19 protein-coding genes are annotated in these 17,447 nt (G+C 69.2%); 9 read left to right on the plus strand and 10 right to left on the minus strand.

Annotation, left to right across the window (positions count from 1 at the left end):
* The 3 genes from KGQ19_RS18035 to KGQ19_RS18045 all read right to left on the minus strand — a co-directional run.
* The coding region (locus tag KGQ19_RS18035; RefSeq protein ID WP_212010346.1) for a LysR family transcriptional regulator at nucleotides 1–260 on the minus strand (260 nt) is incomplete at its 3' end.
* A 152-nt stretch (nucleotides 261–412) separates the two neighbouring features.
* Nucleotides 413–2,344 carry a hypothetical protein gene (locus KGQ19_RS18040; RefSeq protein ID WP_212010347.1) on the minus strand — a complete coding sequence of 644 codons (1,932 nt, stop codon included), beginning with the start codon at nucleotides 2,342–2,344 and terminating at the stop codon, nucleotides 413–415.
* Between the two features lie 234 nt (nucleotides 2,345–2,578).
* Entirely contained in the window at nucleotides 2,579–3,046 is a 468-nt protein-coding gene (locus KGQ19_RS18045) for an RrF2 family transcriptional regulator (RefSeq protein ID WP_212010348.1), read from the minus strand.
* A gap of 101 nt (nucleotides 3,047–3,147) precedes the next feature.
* On the opposite strand from KGQ19_RS18045, the gene KGQ19_RS18050 reads away from it, so the two are divergent.
* The gene (locus KGQ19_RS18050) at nucleotides 3,148–3,912 is read left to right on the plus strand and encodes an SDR family oxidoreductase (RefSeq protein ID WP_212010349.1); all 765 of its coding nucleotides are present in this window, start codon (nucleotides 3,148–3,150) and stop codon (nucleotides 3,910–3,912) included.
* A gap of 49 nt (nucleotides 3,913–3,961) precedes the next feature.
* Here KGQ19_RS18050 and KGQ19_RS18055 read toward each other — a convergent pair whose 3' ends face one another.
* The 4 genes from KGQ19_RS18055 to KGQ19_RS18070 form a co-directional block, all read right to left on the minus strand.
* On the minus strand, nucleotides 3,962–4,450 hold the full coding sequence (locus tag KGQ19_RS18055; protein WP_212010350.1) for an ASCH domain-containing protein: 489 nt from the start codon (nucleotides 4,448–4,450) through the stop codon (nucleotides 3,962–3,964).
* Complete coding sequence (locus KGQ19_RS18060) at nucleotides 4,450–5,097, minus strand: response regulator (protein WP_212010351.1); 648 nt, start codon at nucleotides 5,095–5,097, stop codon at nucleotides 4,450–4,452. Before KGQ19_RS18060 ends, KGQ19_RS18055 begins: the two co-directional genes overlap by 1 nt.
* 228 nt (nucleotides 5,098–5,325) lie before the next feature.
* Entirely contained in the window at nucleotides 5,326–6,630 is a 1,305-nt protein-coding gene (locus KGQ19_RS18065) for a sensor histidine kinase (protein WP_212010352.1), read from the minus strand.
* Between the two features lie 226 nt (nucleotides 6,631–6,856).
* Nucleotides 6,857–7,453, minus strand: a complete 597-nt coding sequence (locus KGQ19_RS18070; protein ID WP_212010353.1) for a TetR/AcrR family transcriptional regulator — start codon at nucleotides 7,451–7,453, stop codon at nucleotides 6,857–6,859.
* 111 nt (nucleotides 7,454–7,564) lie between these two features.
* Between KGQ19_RS18070 and KGQ19_RS18075 the strand changes: the two genes are divergently transcribed.
* The 5 genes from KGQ19_RS18075 (at nucleotide 7,565) to KGQ19_RS18095 (ending at nucleotide 11,640) form a co-directional block, all read left to right on the plus strand.
* Nucleotides 7,565–8,734, plus strand: coding sequence for an alkane 1-monooxygenase (locus tag KGQ19_RS18075; protein WP_212010354.1), 1,170 nt, complete (start codon nucleotides 7,565–7,567; stop codon nucleotides 8,732–8,734).
* Complete coding sequence (locus KGQ19_RS18080; protein ID WP_212010355.1) at nucleotides 8,731–8,913, plus strand: rubredoxin; 183 nt, start codon at nucleotides 8,731–8,733, stop codon at nucleotides 8,911–8,913. Before KGQ19_RS18075 ends, KGQ19_RS18080 begins: the two co-directional genes overlap by 4 nt.
* The gene (locus KGQ19_RS18085; RefSeq protein WP_212010356.1) at nucleotides 8,910–9,098 is read left to right on the plus strand and encodes a rubredoxin; all 189 of its coding nucleotides are present in this window, start codon (nucleotides 8,910–8,912) and stop codon (nucleotides 9,096–9,098) included. The genes KGQ19_RS18080 and KGQ19_RS18085 overlap by 4 nt, the downstream gene beginning before the upstream one ends.
* Nucleotides 9,091–10,320: an NAD(P)/FAD-dependent oxidoreductase gene (locus tag KGQ19_RS18090; protein ID WP_212010357.1), complete on the plus strand. Its 1,230-nt coding sequence runs from the start codon at nucleotides 9,091–9,093 to the stop codon at nucleotides 10,318–10,320. The genes KGQ19_RS18085 and KGQ19_RS18090 overlap by 8 nt, the downstream gene beginning before the upstream one ends.
* A gap of 222 nt (nucleotides 10,321–10,542) precedes the next feature.
* The gene (locus KGQ19_RS18095) at nucleotides 10,543–11,640 is read left to right on the plus strand and encodes a carbon-nitrogen hydrolase family protein (RefSeq protein ID WP_268907872.1); all 1,098 of its coding nucleotides are present in this window, start codon (nucleotides 10,543–10,545) and stop codon (nucleotides 11,638–11,640) included.
* Nucleotides 11,641–11,731: 91 nt separating this feature from the next.
* Here the strand turns inward: KGQ19_RS18095 and KGQ19_RS18100 are convergent, their stop codons facing one another.
* From KGQ19_RS18100 to KGQ19_RS18110, 3 genes are all read right to left on the minus strand, one after another.
* Nucleotides 11,732–13,348: an alkaline phosphatase family protein gene (locus tag KGQ19_RS18100; RefSeq protein ID WP_212010358.1), complete on the minus strand. Its 1,617-nt coding sequence runs from the start codon at nucleotides 13,346–13,348 to the stop codon at nucleotides 11,732–11,734.
* Between the two features lie 457 nt (nucleotides 13,349–13,805).
* Entirely contained in the window at nucleotides 13,806–14,372 is a 567-nt protein-coding gene (gene cyaB, locus KGQ19_RS18105; RefSeq protein WP_212010359.1) for a class IV adenylate cyclase, read from the minus strand.
* Between the two features lie 22 nt (nucleotides 14,373–14,394).
* Entirely contained in the window at nucleotides 14,395–15,240 is an 846-nt protein-coding gene (locus KGQ19_RS18110; protein ID WP_212010360.1) for a helix-turn-helix domain-containing protein, read from the minus strand.
* A 128-nt stretch (nucleotides 15,241–15,368) separates the two neighbouring features.
* Between KGQ19_RS18110 and KGQ19_RS18115 the strand changes: the two genes are divergently transcribed.
* Genes KGQ19_RS18115 through KGQ19_RS18125 form a run of 3 tightly spaced genes read left to right on the plus strand, consistent with a single transcriptional unit; the run spans nucleotide 15,369 to nucleotide 17,396 of the window.
* Nucleotides 15,369–15,926 carry a class IV adenylate cyclase gene (locus tag KGQ19_RS18115; RefSeq protein WP_212010361.1) on the plus strand — a complete coding sequence of 186 codons (558 nt, stop codon included), beginning with the start codon at nucleotides 15,369–15,371 and terminating at the stop codon, nucleotides 15,924–15,926.
* Entirely contained in the window at nucleotides 15,923–16,837 is a 915-nt protein-coding gene (locus KGQ19_RS18120; RefSeq protein ID WP_212010362.1) for a radical SAM protein, read from the plus strand. Before KGQ19_RS18115 ends, KGQ19_RS18120 begins: the two co-directional genes overlap by 4 nt.
* The gene (locus KGQ19_RS18125) at nucleotides 16,830–17,396 is read left to right on the plus strand and encodes an AAA family ATPase (RefSeq protein ID WP_212010363.1); all 567 of its coding nucleotides are present in this window, start codon (nucleotides 16,830–16,832) and stop codon (nucleotides 17,394–17,396) included. The genes KGQ19_RS18120 and KGQ19_RS18125 overlap by 8 nt, the downstream gene beginning before the upstream one ends.
* The last annotated feature ends 51 nt before the right edge of the window (nucleotides 17,397–17,447 follow it).

Here is a 17,447-nt window from a genome sequence, read left to right on the forward strand (position 1 = left end):
CCCGCACTCCCCCGCCGCCCGATCGCCTCCGCCCGCGCCAGCACGTCCCGGGCCTGCGCCACGACCTCGACGCCGTACGCGGTCGGCTCGACACCCCCGGCCCCGCGCAGGAACAACGGCTCGCCGAACAGCCGCTCGATCCGGCGCAGCTGGGTGCTCATCGCAGGCTGCGAATACCCCAGCACGGCCGCCGCGCGCCCGACGCTGCCGGCGTCCGCGATCGCACACAGGGTGCGCAAGTGGCGGAGTTCCAGTTCCATGGCTTCCCTCCCCGATGAGCAGGTGTGGAGAGGATAGATCCGCCTGGGTGAATCCGCCTCGGTCCTGCGGGATGCCGCCTTCGCCAGCCCTCTGCTGCTGCCCCTTTTGCTACTGCACTTTTGCTACTGCACTTTTGCTGCTGCCCTTGTTGCTACTGCCCTTGTTGCGGATCGTCCATCGGCCGTACCTGCGCGCCGGTGTCGAGGATGCCGATCCCGCTCCCGGTCGCGGCCTGGGAACCAGTCAGCGCCACGGCCGCGGTGTGCTCGGGGGCCGAGACCGTCTGCCGCACGGTTCCGGCGCCGTCGGAGACACCGACCTTCACCACGTGCCGGGTCCCGGCCACCAGCAGATACACCTTCCCGTCCGGTGCCCGCCACCGCGCCTGCGCGACCACGTTCGGTCCGAGGGTCGAGCAGGTCCGGCCGTCCGACTCGGTGCCGGTGACCGTCGCCGCCGCCTGTGCGGCCGGCGGCAGGAACTCGCTGGTCGCCGAACCGCCGCCGGCCCACTGGTCGGCGCGCACGCACACCCACGAAGCAAGGCCCTGCGACTGTGGCAGCGGCTGCTGTGCGAAGACCCAGGTGTCGACCTGCTTCATCCCCTGGCCCGCCAGCGCCGACAGGCCGCAGGCCACCCGCGCCTCGGTGCCGAACGCGTCCGGCGCCGCCACTTCGCGCGGGGTCTGTGTCGGGTCGGTCTTCGGCGGCGCGGTGAACAGCAGGTGGGTGCCGGTGACGCCGCCGAGGTCCGTCATCGCGAACGTCTCGCCGCCGACCGCCGCGGTCGCGTGCAGCTGGAGCGTCGGCCAGGAACCGCAGCCGGAGGCCGGGGGCTTGGGCAACGCCGCGGTGACGCCGTCCGACACCGTCGCGGCCTGCACCGATGCCGATGGCGTTCGCAGGTCTCTGACACCGACCGTGTCGACCCACGGCGCCACCAACCACCGGTCCCCGGCGTCGGTCGAGCGCAAGACCACCGCGCCGGCCGACGTCAGGTCCGCGTCGTCGGCAGGTACGACGTCCAGCCGGACCGGGTCGGCGGCGGTCGGTGCGTCGGGCAGCGTGTAGCGGGCCAGGCGCGTGGAATCGAAGAGCAGCACGACGGTCGCGCCGTCCAAGTGCCCGCTCCAGAGCACGTGGACCGGTTGCAGCGGCGGGCCGTCGGCGGCCCCGAGGCCGAGCTTGTACACGTCAGGATGCTGCGACGACCACGCGTTCACGGCCTGCCCGACGGTCGTGGCCGGGACGCTGCCCTCACCGCGTGTCGGCCACACACCGAAGTCCAACCGCGGACTCTGCTGCCAGGCGCCGTCCGCCACCTGGATGGCGGTGTGCGCGACGTCGGCACCGGCCGCCCCGGTGGCCGCCGCGTCCGCGCCGCCCGACCCCGAGCCGCTGACCCCGATGACGATCGCCAGCAGCGCGACCAGCGCCACCCCGCCGCCCGCCGCCACGCCCCGGGTCTGGCGGCGGCGCCGTGACAGGTCGGCGGGCCGGGTGCGCAGCGTGCACGGATCGAACTCCGAGGACTCCAGCACGTCGGCCGGGTGCTCGGCGAGCAACTGCCGCGCCCGCTCCAGCGCCGCCGGCACGCCGCGCGCGCCGGCGCCGGAGAGCAGCTCGGCCACCTCGTCGGCGTCGAGCTCTTCCAGGCCGAGCAACACGTAGGCCATCCGCGCGGTGACACTCAGCCCGCGCAGCGCGGCGTCCAGCTCCAACTCCTGCGAGCCGCCGCCGAGCGGGAACAGCCGCAGGCCCCAGACATAGGGCCGGCGCAGCGAGCGCGGCCACCACGCCTTGCCCAGCACCGCGTTGACCACGGCCTGGCGCAGTATGGCGTAGGAGTCGCCGTCCACTTGCTGCGGCGCGCGCCGGAGCCACTGGCCGGGCCCGCCGCCGGGCTCAGCCCCACCGGACAACGTGCGTTGCGCTATTGCGTGCGCCGCCAGCACCCGGCCGTGCCGGTCGCCTTCCGGCGGCAGCGCCAGGTACGCGATCCTGACCAGACGGGAATAGTGCAGCACCAGAGCCGCCTCGAGATCTTCCCGCCCGCTCGAGGGGCGGTCGCGATCATCGAGCACGAGGCCCTCCCTTTCTCTGGATTGAAGAACGATTCACAGTGCGGATGGTCACCACCGATACCCGCAGCGCCGCTCGCTACCCCAACCCTTTCAGACCGGGAGCGGTCTTTGTCAGCGGTTTGCCATGCGGATCGCCGCGAGTGATCGACGCGAGTGATCGACGCGAGTGATCAACGCCGCTTTGTAAGAACCCTGGTGGGGACTGGTCATGCGGTTCTGGAGGCGGGAGGAGCCTCACCCAGTGAGGATCCGGCGGGTCCGCGCGGGCGCGCCGGAGGGCAACTCGGCGAGGATGTCGGCGAGCGAGACCGCGGCCAGGCTGGCCCGCCACGCGTCGTGCGCCTCGGCCATCGTCCGGGCCAGCGGGCAGGTCTCCCGGCACTCCTCGGCACTCAGCGCGCCGCGTCCCTGCTGCCGGATCTCGCGGCACTCATACGGCGCCACGGCCCCGTCCACCGCTTCCACGATCTGCAGCATCGTGATGTCCGCCGCCGGCCGGGCCAGCCGGAAGCCGCCGCGCGGCCCGGTGCTGGCGGCCAGGATCCCGGCCCTGGTGAGGGCCTGCAGCTGCTTGGCGAGGTAGGGCGCCGGCAGGTCGTAGTACGTCGCCAACTGCGTCGCCGACGCCGTCTCGCCGGGTTGCAGCTGGGCCAGGGAGGCGGCGCAGTGCAGAACCCATTCCGTGCTGGTCGGCAACTTCATACCGGCGATTCTATCTCAGATATTGCGGATCTATTTAGTCCGAGATAGAGTCGGGGCGAGACAGCGGACAGATCAGGGTTTTGCGAACAGGGAGACAGCTCATGCGCATCGCCGTCGCCGGGGCCACCGGCAACATCGGAGCCCGCACCGTCGCCGTGCTGGAACGCGCCGGACACGACGTGGTGGGGATCAGCCGCAAGCAGGGGGCGGACCTGAGCACCGGCGAGGGCCTGGACGCCGCGCTGGCCGGGGTGGAAGCCGTCATCGACGCCTCCAACGGACCGGAGGGCCTGAGCTTCCCGGAGACCGTCGCCTGGTTCGGCGGCGCCACCGCGAACCTCCTGGCCGCCGAGGAGCGGGCCGGGGTACGGCACCACGTGCTGCTGTCCATCGTCGGGATCCACCGCACCGAGGGCAACGCGCACTACGGCGGCAAGCGGGAGCAGGAGCGGCTGGTCGAGGCCGGGACCGTGCCGTGGACCATCGTGCCCGCGACCCAGTTCCACGACTTCGCGGCGATGGCGGCGAGCTGGACCGCGCAGGACGGGGTGGCCCCGATCGCCCCGCTGCTGTTGCAGCCGATCGCCCCCGACGACGTCGCCGCGGTGCTGGCGCTGGTGGCGACCGGGGAACCGCGCGGCCGGTTCGCCGACGTCGCGGGCCCGGAGACCGAGGACATGGTGGACATGGCGCGGCGGACGCTGGAGGCCCGGGGGCAGGCGCTCAAGCTGCGGCCGACCTGGGACGGCGCGATCTTCGGCGAGGAGATGGCCGGGAACTCGCTGCTGCCCGGAGCCGGTGCGCACATCGCGCCGACGAGCTTCGACGCTTGGTTGGAGCAGGAGCGGAAGAACGCCGGGCGGTAGCGGCGCCTCGCCGACCGGTCGCCGCCTGACGGGTCGCCGCCCGACGGGGTTACCCCTGGACCAGCGCGACCACCCGAAAGCGTTCCAACATCGCCTCGGTGTCGTCGTCCACCGCGAAGTCCGGGTCCCCGATGTAGTCGCGCATTTCGACGCTGTGCCAGAAATCCTCGTGCCCGGCCCGCCACTCGGCCACCGAGGCGTAGCCCTCGCCCTCGTCCACGGCGTGCGCCAGGTCGACGTCGCCGAGCCGGGCGAAGCGGACCTCGGTGGTCTCGATCACGGCGATCGGCCGGTCGTCGTTGTCCAGGACCAGGACCCGCCGGCCGGCTTGCGGGAACGGTTCGCCGTCCAGCCGGTATTCGAGCGCCAGCGAGGTGGTCGAGGTCTTGCTGCCGTCCAGGATCGCGGCGTTGAGCTGGTCGCGCAGCGGGCCGGGGAAGGCGAAGCCGGTCGTCGGCAGGTCCGCGACGTCGGCCGCGCTGAGTATCTGCGGTATCGGCGGTATCTGCGGTATCGGCGCTTCGGTCGTCCCGCTCATCAGCCCACTCCCAGATAGCGCAGGACCGCCAGCACGCGGCGGTGGTCGACGTCGGTCTGCGGCAGATCGAACTTGGTGAAGATGTTGGCGACGTGCTTCTCGACCGCGCGCTCACCGATCACCAGCGTGCCGGCGATGGCGGCGTTGGTCCGGCCCTCGGCCACCAGCGCCATCACCTCGGCCTCGCGCGGGGTGAGGGTGTCGGACCGGTCGGGCCGGCGGTTGGCGCCGACCAGCTGCGTGACCACCTCCGGGTCCAGCGCGGTGCCGCCGGCCGCGACCCGGTTGAGCGCGTCTATGAAGTCCTCGATGTCGACCACGCGTTCCTTGAGCAGGTAGCCCATGCCCCGCGAACTGTGGGCGAGCAGGTCGCTGGCGAAGCGGGCCTCGACGTACTGCGAGAACATCAGGATGCCGAGCTCCGGGTACCGCTTGCGCAGCTCGACCGCCGCGCGCACGCCCTCGTCGGTGTGGTCCGGCGGCAGCCGGATGTCGACGACGGCTACGTCCGGACGGTGCTCGTCCACCGCGGCCAGCAGTGCCGTCGCGTCGCCGACCGCCGCGGCCACCTCCTGGCCGCGCGAGCGGAGCAACTGCACCAGACCGTCCCGCAGGATCGCGGTGTCCTCGGCGATGACGATGCGCATGGCGACAACCGTAGCGGGGGTCTTGGCAGCAGCGGGTTGACCCCGGCTCACGAGAACGGGGATTCAGCCTGCGGCGCGGGTCGCGGGTCGCGGTCGCCGATCGAGGTCACCGATCGGGGTCACCGATCGCCGGTTCCCGAGCACCAGTCGCCAAGCACCAGTCGCCACGGATTACAGATCCGAGTCGCGAACTACAGATCCGAGTCGCGGATCGCGAGTCGCAGACCGTCACGCCTTCATCGGCAGCGCGACCGTCACCACCGTAGGCCCGCCCTCCGGACTGTCGATCCCGACCGTCCCGTCCACGGTCCCGATCCGGTCGGCGAGCCCGGCCAGGCCGCCGCCGGGCCGCATCCGGGCGCCGCCGCGGCCGTCGTCCGAGACCCGCAGCGTGAGGTGTCCGCCGGCGACCTCGATCAGCACGCTCGCCCGCGTGGCCCGGCCGTGCTTCGCGGCGTTGGTCAGCAGTTCGGCGGCGCAGAAGTAGGCCATGGTCTCGATCGCGGCGGCCGGACGCGGATCGGGGACGAGCACCGTCAGCTCCGTCGGGATGGGGCCGTTGGCGGTCAGCGTCCGCAGCGCCGGCTCCAAACCCTGGTCCAGCGTCGGCGGATGGATGCCGCGGACCAGGTCGCGCAGCTCGGCGATCGCCGTCTTCGCGGTGACCTGCGCCTGGTCGACCAGGCTGCGGGTGTGCGCCAGCTGCGTGTGGTCGGCCGAGTCGCCGTCGAGGGTGTCCTTCAGCATCACCAGCTGCATCCCGAGGGCGACCAGCCGGGCCTGCGCGCCGTCGTGCAGATCGCGCTCGATGCGGCGGAGCGTGGCCGCGGAGTCGTCGACCGCGTAACTCCGCGAGCGCTCCAGCTGCCGGACCCGCGCCGCCGAGCGTCCCGAGCCCAGGACCACGCGGTAGAACTGGAGGTCGAGCGTGACCAGCTTGCGCGCGACCCAGGCCGCCAGCGCGACCATGAACAGTCCGACCACCGAGAGCACGAAAGCACTCTGCAGAGTGGAGAACCAGAACCCGAACAAGTGGATCCCGCGCTTGATGGTGCCGTCCGGCTGCCGGGTGTAGAGGTCGTCCCAGTTCCGCATCACCGGCCAGAAGACCCAGAGCAGCCCGTAGAACCACAGACCGACGCCGATCACCAGGTTCAGCAAGGCGATCGGGAGCCGGACCGAGAGGAACGCGGCCTCCATCCAGCCGCCGCCGTCGCCGCTGAGCATGAACCGGCGCCACGTCAGGACGCCGCCTTCCTTCCGGTCCGCGGGCGGTTCCAACCGCACCCCGAACAGCCGCCACACCAGCCCCCGATACAGCCGTCCGAATCCCCGCGCCACCGCGATCGCCGACGCGACCACCCACGGCCCGAGCGGCGTCACCGTCAGGACCACGCCGAGGAGAAGCAGGGCATTGACGACCACGAAACCGACGGCCCACAACACGGAGCTGGCGACGAGGTAGAGCGCCGACGCGACGAAGCCGATGTGCGGGGCTTCGGGCTCGGCGGACGGCGGCGGCTGGGTGGACATGGGCACCATCATGATCGACCGCCCGCCGCGTGCCCAGCGGGCAGGCACGAAGGTTCCAGAGTTCGGTTAACCGGCCTGTCCGCTCTGCGGGCCGGCTGAACCGGATGCGGCGGACTAATCGCCGGCGGCTGCGGCTCCGAAGCCGTTGCTCCGGCTACTCCAGCTACTCCAGCTGTTCCGGCTGCTCCAGTTACTCCGACTGTTCCGACTGTTCCGGGTGTTCCGGCTACTCCGGCTCCGCAAGCAACGCCACCCGCGTCACGATCCGCGCGATCCGCTCCGCCGTCGCCTCCGGCGAGGCCACCGGCTGCACGATGTTGCTGACCGTCAGCCGCACCACGCACTCCACCGCCAGCTCCCGCGAGTACTCGTCCACCTCGGGCCAGGCGTGCGCGGCATACGCGCCGAGCATCGCGGTCGCGGTGTCCAGCAGCGGCTCCGACCGGGTCGTCAGGTGCGCCATCAGCTCGCCGTCGCCGCCGCGCTGGCTGGTGATCACCGCCTTCAGCAGCTCGTTGTCGGCGGCGGTGCGCAACGTGAACTCGACGCCCGCGGTGACGCCGGCGCGCAGGTCCGAACCGTGCCCGTCCAGCACCTCGCGGATGCCGTCCAGGAACCGGTCCACCTCGCGCATCACCAGCGCCTGGCCGAGCGCGTCCTTGCTGCCGAACTCGGTGTAGCAGGTCTGCCGGCTCACCCCGGCGCGCTCGGCGACGTGCGCCATCCGCAGGCCGCCCCAGCCGGCGTCGGCGACCAGGCCGTACGCGGCGTCGAGCACGCGGTCGCGCAGGCTGGCGCGGATCGATTCGGTGTAGCGAGTCATCCCTGGTGATTGTAGGCAACCGGCGCCGCCCGACCGCTTGACACTATTAGAGATTTTGTCTAGTTTCTGGACACTGCTCGTTGTTTTGTAAGGTGAACGAGGGAGCGGATGATGACGGCGATCGCCGTGTCCGGCCCCGCCGAGTCCTCCTGGCGGGACGGCAAGAAGTACCTGTGGCCACTGGGCCTGCTGGTCCCGATGATCCCGTGGATCGCCTGGGGCCTGGCCGCCGCCACCGGCCTGGGCCTGGCCTGGTGGGCCGGGCCGATCCTGGTGTTCGGGATCTTCCCGTTCTTCGACTGGGCGATCGGCAAGGACTCCGACAACCCGCCGGACTCGGTACTGGCGTTCCTGGAGGGCCAGCGCTACTACCGCTGGTGCACCTACCTATACCTGCCGTTGCAGTACGCGGGACTGGTGACCGCCTCGTGGCTGTGGTCCAGCGGCCGGCTCGACACCCTGGACGCGATCGGCCTGGCGGCCAGCGTCGGCACGGTCGGCGGCATCGGCATCAACACCGCGCACGAACTCGGCCACAAGAAGGACGACCTGGAACGCTGGTTGTCGAAGGTGGCGCTGGCGCAGACCCTGTACGGGCACTTCTTCATCGAGCACAACCGCGGCCACCACGTGCGCGTGGCCACTCCCGAGGACCCGGCCAGCTCCCGGCTCGGCGAGAGCTTCTACCGCTTCTGGCCGCGCTCGGTCGCCGGCAGCTTCCGCTCCGGCTGGCATCTGGAGAAGGCGCGGCTGGGGCGCTCGAACCGCAAGCCGTGGACGCTGCGCAACGACGTGCTCAACGCCTGGGCGATGTCGGTCGTGGTGTTCGGCACGCTGATCGGCGTCTTCGGGGTGCGGATCGTGCCGTATCTGCTGATCCAAGCGGTGTTCGGCTTCTCACTGCTGGAGGTCGTGAACTACCTGGAGCACTACGGTCTGCTCCGCCAGAAGAACGGCGAACGCTACGAACGCTGCGCGCCCCGGCACAGCTGGAACAGCAACAACATCGCCTCCAACGTGCTGCTCTACCACCTCCAGCGGCACAGCGACCACCACGCCAACCCGACCCGGCGCTATCAGGCCCTGCGGCACTTCGACGACGCGCCGGAACTGCCCAGCGGTTACGCGACGATGATCGTGTTGGCCTACGTCCCGCCGCTGTGGCGCCGGGTGATGGACCCGAAGGTGCTGGCGCACTTCGACGGGGACGTGCGACTGACGAATCTCCAGCCCCGCAAGCGGGAGAAGCTGCTGGCCCGCTACGGGACGGAGAAGGCATGAGCACCTATCAGTGCCCTGTCTGCGACTACCGCTACGACGAGCGCCGGGGCGACCCGCGCGAGGGCTTCCCGGCCGGCACGGCATGGGAGGCGGTGCCGGACGACTGGACGTGCCCGGACTGCGGGGTGCGGGAGAAGACCGACTTCGAGCTGCGGGAAGAGACACGGGAAGAGATATGAATCAGGAGCCATACAAAGTTTGGGAATGCCAGGTCTGCGGGTTCGTCTACGACGAGGCGTTGGGCTGGCCCGAGGAGGACATCGCGCCGGGCACGCGGTGGGAGGACATCCCGGACGACTGGTCGTGCCCGGACTGTGGCGCGGCCAAGGCCGACTTCGCGATGGCCGAGACGAGCCGTGTCTGAGCCGGGAGCCGATCTCACCGATCTCACCGACCGCGCCGATCACACGGTGATAGTCGGCACCGGGATCGCGGGGACCACGGCGGCGCTGACGCTGCGGAAGGAGGGGTATCAGGGGCGGATCACGCTGGTCGGGGCGGAGGCTGAGACCCCCTATCGGCGGCCGCCGCTGTCGAAGGACGTGTTGCGCGGGACGATGAAGAGCGAGCGCATTCGGTTGAAGCCGGACGGGTTCTGGGCTGCGCAGGCGATCGAGCTGCGGACCGGCAGCACGGTGACCGCGATCGACACCGACGCCTCGACGGTCACGCTGGCCGACGGCACCGGCCTCGACTACCGAAAGCTTGTCCTGGCGACCGGAAGTCGTCCGCGTGGATTGCCGCAGGCTGCTGGAGTCCCGGGCGTGCACTATCTCAGGAGCCTGCATTCGGCGACCGCCCTCGCCTCAGCCCTGGCCGGCCGCGGCCCGGTCGTGGTGATCGGCGGCGGCTTGGTCGGCCTGGAAGTCGCCGCCTCAGCCCGTGCGCTCGGTTGCGCCGTCTCCGTCCTGGAAGCCGCCGACCGCCCCATGAGCCGCGTCCTCCCCGCCTGGCTCGCCGACCCCCTGACCGCGCTCCACCAAGACCGCGGCGTCGAGATCCACACCGGTGTCAGCGTCGCGAGGATCGAGCGCCACACCCACGGCAAACTCAGTGTCACCGCTGCCGATGGCCGCGTGTGGCCCGCCTCCGTCGTGGTCGCGTCCGTCGGCACCGTCCCCGAGACGGCCCTCGCCGAGGCCGCGGGCCTACCCGTCGCGAACGGCGCGAACGGCGTGAACAGCGCGAACGGCATCGTCGTGGACGAATACGGCCGCACCCCCGTCCCCGGCGTCTTCGCAGCAGGCGACGCGGCCAACGTCCCCGACCTCCTCCACGGCGGCCGGCGTCGCGGCGAGCACTGGAACGAGGCGATGGAACAGGGCGCGGCCGTCGCCAAGACCATCGTCGGCGACCCGACGCCGTACCCGCTGCTGCCGTGGTCCTGGTCCGACCAGCACGGCGTGACGATCCAGGTCTGCGGACGTCCCGAGGTGGCCACCGAGCACGAGGTGCACGGCGCTCCCGAGTCGCGCGACGCCTCGGTCGTGTTCCGGCTCGGCGGGAAGGTGGTCGCCGTCGTGGCGATGAACCGTCCGACAGAGTTCCGTACGCTCCGGCAACTGGCCCTGGCCGCGCAGCACTAGCCCGCCCCGCTTCACGCTGCCACGGTGTCTGCGAAAGCATGGACACCCGGATGTGAGCCGCTATTATTGGCGGTGCGTGACCTACGCCGAACCTCCGACGGCCGTCCCCAGCACGGCCTGACACCGGAGGCAAAGGGACCCACCGTCTCAGGTCGCTGTCGAGGTGCCGCCGTTCCGGGCGGATCGCTGGGGGATCGTCGCTCGGGGCGTGGAAGGCCGAAGATGACAGCGAACAAGAGGTTCAAACAGCGGGTGCGTGCCCGCTCCGCCAAGACCGGCGAATCCTACACCGCTGCGCTCCGGCACTTCCGTACAGCTTCAGGAGGAGCTGAGGTGTCAGAACAGCGAACTGGCGCGATTTCGCGCACGGGAACGGTCGGCGCGAGCGTCGGCGGTGACGGCGGTAGCGGCAACGGAGCCGGCGGGAAGCGGATCCGGGTGGCGGTGGCGCAGACCACGCTCGTCGACGACCCGCGGGACGTCGCGGGCCTGCGAGCGGCCGGCGAGCAAGTACGGGGACTGATGCGGGAGGCGGCCGGAGCCGGCGCGCGCCTGGTCCTCTTCCCCGAAGGTGCCATGTGCGCACCGAACAAGCGGCTGATGTCCTCGGTCCCGGACGAGGTCGGCCCGTCGGACTGGTCCCGCTTCGAGTGGGACGTCCTGCAAGAGGAACTGACCGCCGTCGCGAGGCTGGCCGGCGAACTGCGGTTGTGGACGGTGCTCGGCGCCGTACACCAGCTCACCGCGCCGAACCGGCCGCACAACAGCCTGTACGTGATCTCCGACCGCGGCGAGGTGGCGTCCCGGTACGACGAGCGCCTGCTGTCGAAGACGAAGGTGACGTACGTGTACGCCCCGGGCGCGACGACGGTGACGTTCGACGTGGACGGCGTCCGCTTCGGCTGCCTGCTCGGGATGGAGGTGCACTACCCGGAGCTGTTCGCGGCGTACGAGCAGCAGGGCGTGGACTGCGTGCTGTTCGGGACGACCGGCGCGGGGCCGACGGAACAGTCGAAGTCCTTCGCGACCGAAGCCCGGGGGCTCGCGGCGGCGAACAGCATGTGGGTGGCGTTCGCGGCGCCCGCGTCGCTGGGCCCGATCACGCCTTCGGGCTTGCTCGGGCCGGACGGGACGTGGCTGGCGCGCTGCGCCGCGTCCACCGATCCGGCCGTCGTGGTCGGCGACCTCGACGACGGCGCGGCCGAGGTCGAGATCGCGGTCCGCTACGCCCGGCCCTGGCGCCGGGAGGCACGTGGCGGGCTGTATGAGGAGCACCGGGTCGTAGCGGATCCGCGGAGTGAGGCCCGGAGCGGGTTTTAGCTTCGCGTTCTAGCCACACGTTCTAGGTTCGTGTTCTGGCTTCGTGTTCCAGCAACACGTTCCAGCTTCGTGTTCTAGCTTCCAGTTCCAGCTACGGAACCTCCGGCCGAGCAGGCGAGCTCTCCTGCACCGGCATGCTGTTCGACGTCGGCAGCGGATACGGGATGCCGACGTCCAGCGTCCCGGCCAGCGCGTTGAGCACCGCCTGCTCGGCCACCGACGTGTCGCCGATCGAGACCACCGGCAGCGTCGGGAACGCGGGGTTCGCCGGGGCGCTCAGGTTCAGCGCTCCGGTGAAGTCGCCGGTCACGCCGCGGCGCCAGTCCGACAGGTTCGGCACCGTGACCCCGAAGCGGGTCTCGATGAAGCGCAGCACCGAGGTGTGGTCCAGGGTGCCCGAGTACTTGAACCCGCCCGCGCTGAACGGGGAGATCACCAACGCGGGGGTGCGGAAGCCCAGGCCGATCGGGCCGTCCACGCCGCCGGCGGCCGAGGGCAGGACCGCCAGCCACTCCCCGGCCGTGCCCTGCGGCGCGGTCGGCGGGGTGACGTGGTCGAAGAAGCCGCCGTTCTCGTCGTAGACCACGAACACGACCGTACGCGCCCAGACGTCCGGGTTGGACACCAGCGCGGCCAGCACCTGCTGCACGAAGTACTCGCCGTAGTACGGCGGGGCGGCCGGATGTTCGCACTCCGCGACCGGCGGGATGATCCACGACACCGACGGCAGCTTGCCGCCGGCGATATCGGCCTTGAAGTCGGCCGGGTAGTTCGGCGTCAGGCCGCGGCCGATCAGCTCCAGCCCGGTGATGGAGAACGGGTCGTCGTAGTTCTTGAAGTACGGCAACGGGCTCAGCGCCGCCAGGCCGATCGGGTCGTTGTAGACCTTCCAGCTCACCCCGGCCGCCAGCAGCCGCTCCGGCATCGTCTCCCAGCTCAGCTTGCCGGTCTCGGCGATGCGGTTGCCGAAGGTCTCCACCACCGGCCCGCCGTGCGTGCCCTCGGGGTCGATCGAGGCCGACATCAGCATCAGCCGGTTGGGATCGGTGGGGCCGAGCACCGAGCAGTGGTAGCCGTCGCAAATTGTGAAGGCGTCGGCCAGCGCGTGATAGAAAGCGAGATCTTGGCGCGTGTAGTAGCCCATGGTCACCGGGCCGTTGGTGGCGCCGTCGGCGGCCAGGTGCGCGGTGATGAAGGCGTCCATAGCGCCGTCGTTCCAGCTCTGGTGCTGGGTGGCCCAGCTGTGCGAGACGTCGTTGGTGGTCTGCCCGTTCTCCAGCGGCGGGTTGCTCACCAGGCGGAAGGGCTGCAAGTACCCGGTCGCGGACGCGCCGATGCCGGGCGCGAAACCGAACTGGTTGTAGACCGGGTACGCCGTCCCGCCGACCGTCTGCGTCGGCACGGCCGGGTCGGAGAAGCCCCGCACACCGGACAGCGTCCCGAAGTACTGGTCGAAGGAACGGTTCTCCTGCATCAGGACCACGACATGCTCGACGTCGCTCAGGCTGGCCGCGCCACTCGCCGACGCCGCCACGGCCGCGTCCAGCAGCTTCTTCTGGGCGTCAGTGGCCTGCCCGCCCTGCGACTGCCCACCCTGTGCCGCACCGACGCCGGCCAGCGCGGCCGCACCGAGCGCCCCCGCCGATCCGGCGATCACTTCGCGCCGGCTGACGCCGTGCTGTTCCGGACGTACGGACTCCTCGCTCATGGGTTCCTCCACAGAAGACGAAGACGGTACCGATGGCTGCGCTACGCGTCCGTAACCTAACCGCCCGCGGCGTATTGACAAGCCCCGCGAACGGTCGGGTCGGCGACGATCCGATGAACGCCCCAGCCGTCCGTAGGAGGCAGGACCCTCCAACGCCTGGCAGAGGCAACCAGCTTCGAACGCGGTTCGAGGCGCGGGGGCGATAGAGCTCTGAACTACGTCACAAAACAAAATGGTCGGATGTTCAACAGAACATCCGACCGAGCGCGGAGGCGGAGAGATTTGAACTCTCGATGGGGTTTAAGCCCCAAACCGCATTAGCAGTGCTCTACCTTAGGGTTTTCCATGATTCGCAGGAGTCCGCGATAGTCCTTGAACTGGCGAAACGTACTCGGGCGACCTTTCCCGGATCGGGGCGAACTGCAACGGGAACTGCAACGGAGAATCTGGCCATCGTTCAGCCTCGTGACTCAGACGCCGCGACAGCGTCGGTATAGAGCTCAGTCGTCAGATCGTCGTTGGCGATACCGAGCTCTGCCAGCGTGGCGCGAACCAACTCCAGCGCCGCCGAGAGGTCCCCCTCAGTCTCGGCAATCGTCTCCAGCTCGACGAAGGTTCCGTCGATCTCGGGCACGGTAACAACAGTCGCAAGCAAGTCACGTCCGGCCTCGTGCCACCGGTAGTTCGAGCACTGCTTCGAAAAGGCGATCATCAGTCGGTAGCCGAGACCCACCACAATCGACTCAGCGGCATCGGCGTCTCCGACCGTAGTCTCGTATTCGGGCTTGGACCCGCTTGCCACATCGACGCTGGGCTTCTTGAAGGTGAGCACGTTCCGAACGCCTCCGTCAGTCTCGACGGTCCGGATCCGAAGCTCGTGCCCGGCCGATGTGAAGGTTCCATCCGGGCTGTCAAAGTAGCGGTCGCGGTAGGTGGCCTTCTCAGCCTTAGCTCGCTCATCCAGCGCTGCCACCAAAGCGGGAACGTCACGGACGCGAGCTTTCAGCTCAGCTTCGATCGGCATGATCGCGGGTCTCCTCGTCCTGTCAGATGAAGCGCTCGGCCGTCTCGGTCATCTCCTGAAACATGCGCCGGAAACCTCGATACAGAGCGCCGCCGGTCGCAACGTCTACACGGTAGGTCGGTGACGCGTGGCCTTCCCACTCCTCATCGAAAGTGCTCACGAACATGGTCTCGTCCAGGCCGATGAGACGCCAGGTCGGCAGGGTCGAGTAGCGGTATGCGGCGAGGACGAGGCCAGGTGTCGCGGCCAGCTCTGCGAGCTTGTGTTCAGCTAGGCGGACGCTGACCGCGAAGGCTGCGGCGCTTTCGCCGATCTCGGCGGCGCGGCGTGCGGCAGCTTCGCTGTCGGCATCGACGATGAGAACGCGTATAGCCAGTGGCGTCAAGCGGACCGAGACGGCTGCACGTAGCAGGGAGTCGTTGAGTCCGAGCAATCCGAGCCCGCGCACGGCGAGTAGATCGAGCTCACGCGCCCCGCCGGCGAGCTGACGGATCTCCCTGGCAGCGCCAATCTGCGAGTGGTAGGTGCGCGCAACGGTACTTGTGGCCTCAGCCAGCTCATCGAGATCGTCGGCTTGGCGAGCTGTGGCGGGTGCCAGCCCGAGCAGCATGCGAGCGGCGTCCGGCATGTTCAGGCCATCGGCGATCCGCTCGAACAGGTCGAGACGCACGACTTCGCGCTTGCCGTTGAAAAGTTCGTTCACACGTCCCTGCCCTATGCCGATGGCGGCTGCGAGGCGGGACTGAGACGCTCCGGTCTGGTGCTGGGCGAAGCGCAGGATTGCGGCAGCGTCACGGGCACGTAGGGCCTCACGGATGTCGGCTCGCCGCCACGCCGTGGGCGAGATCACCACCGAACCCTCGGTCACACATGGAAGTGTACATCTCACCGTGAGATACCCGCGGTGGGATCGCAGGGTTCTGTCTAAAGTCGAGAGTCTTGCCTTATGACATCCACAATGCCCCCCTCTACGAGCCCTGCTGAGGAGCGCACAGTATGACCGGGACCACCGAGTACGAAGCCAAAGTTCTTAACATCGACGCCGACACCGTGGTCGGCCGCATCCTGCGGGCCGGCGGCTACCACGTCGCCGACCGGCTGATGCGACGCTACGTGTACGACATCATCCCCGACGACCAGTCGAAGTGGATCAGGCTGAGGGACACCGGCCGCGAGGTCACCTTGTGCATCAAGGAGATCGTCTCCGACGCCATCGACGGCGTCCACGAGATCGAGGTCCATGTCTCCGACTTCGCCGCGACGCACGCCCTCCTCGAAGCCCTCGGCTTCAAGGCCAAGGCCTATCAGGAGAACCGGCGCTCGTCCTGGAAGCTGGACTCGGTTCGCCTGGAACTGGACTCCTGGCCCCTGATCCCGCCCTACCTGGAGATCGAGGCCGACTCGACTGAGGAAGTCCGCGCCACCGCCGAACGTCTCGGCTTCACTCCCCGCGAGCTGACCGCCGAGAACACCACCGACGTCTACACCCGCTACGGCCTGGACCTGTCGGCGATCAGTGACCTGCGGTTCCCTCCCGAACAGGAACCCGCATGAGCACGCCGACGATCACCGAAGCCGCCGGCATCACGCGGATCGAGACGCTCTACATACAGCTGCTCTACAGGTGCCAGTTCCGCTGTGCGCACTGCTTCCACGGCGACCGTCTTGCCTGGCGCGACGCCTACACCCTCGACCAGGCCATCACCTTGGTCGAACTGATGCAGCGCGACTACGCAACCACCGGCGTCAACCTGCTCGGCGGTGAACCGTTCCTGTTCTACCAACTCGGCCCACTGCTCACTCACACGAAGCGAACCCTCGGGATGCACACCGAGATCTGCACCAACGGCTACCGCGTAATCCAAAAGCTCGCCGAGGTCGCCACCGACCTCGATTTGCTTCGGGTGTCGTTGGAGGGCCTGGAACAGGCCAACGATGCCATCCGTCACCGAGGCAGCTTCCGCGAGGCCATCGCTGCCCTCGCCTACGCACGCAACCTCAAAATCGCGACGGGCGTGACCATGACCGTCACCGCGACCAACATCGCTGACGTGGTGCCACTCGCAAGGCTGCTAGAGACACTTGCGGTACGGGAACTGAAGCTGCACCACCTGCGCCCTGTCGGATACGCCTCCCGCCATACCGAACTAGTGATCCCCGACCCGATCGCATACCAACGGATGCGGGAACAGATCGAGGATGCCAACCTTCGCATCAGCGTCCTCGTCGACGACGAGTTGGCGACCGATCGCGAGAGCGAGGAGCGAGCGGGCGCCGAATATGGCGCCACGGCCTCGCGGATCGAGTCCGACCCACGCGGCGCGCTGACGATGTCCTGCAACGCGGTCGGCACCGACGCCCACGCCTTCTACTTCGACAAGCAGTCAGGTCGGATCGAGCATGAGGGTGGGGGTCGGAACGAGGTCCTGCTCGGCATACCTCCGGTGGTGTACGCCCATGCCTGACACCGCCCTGCCACAAGTGTTCGTTGCTCTCGAAGGCCTGCGAGGCAGTGGAAAGTCCACCATCGCCCCACTGCTGGCCAGAGCAATCGGCGCCGAACAGGTCGCAACGTTCCCGGCCGAGTACACCGAGGCGCGAGCCTTTCTCGATTGGCGGAGCCACGACCACGATGCCCGTGCGCACCTGTTTGTCTCGGCGCTACTAGTCACCGCCGAGAGGGTCAGGGCGCTCATGGAGATCGGGAGTTCCGTCGTCATCGACAGCTTCACTCAGCGGACGGTCGCCACGCATCGAGCGTTCGGCGCCGCGATGGACTTGATCCTGCCGAAGGACCTCCCGTCCCCCGTCACGTTCCATCTCGAATGTTCTGCGGCCGAGCGGCAGGCACGCCTTCGCGACAGAGACAAGCTAACGACATGGTGGGACGAGTTGGCCGACGACTTGGCCGACCGAATCGAGCAGGAGTATGCGGCCTTTCCGGCACACCGGGTAGACACGACCGACCAGCGGCCGGAGCAGACAGTACAGGCGATCATGAAGATCCTGTGCGACAGCACATGAGCTGTGTGGACCGACGACAAGATAAGCCCCGGCTCGACGTCTGATCGTCGA

The sequence above is a fragment of the Catenulispora pinistramenti genome (genome assembly GCF_018274385.1).
In the GTDB taxonomy this organism is placed as follows: domain Bacteria; phylum Actinomycetota; class Actinomycetes; order Streptomycetales; family Catenulisporaceae; genus Catenulispora; species Catenulispora pinistramenti.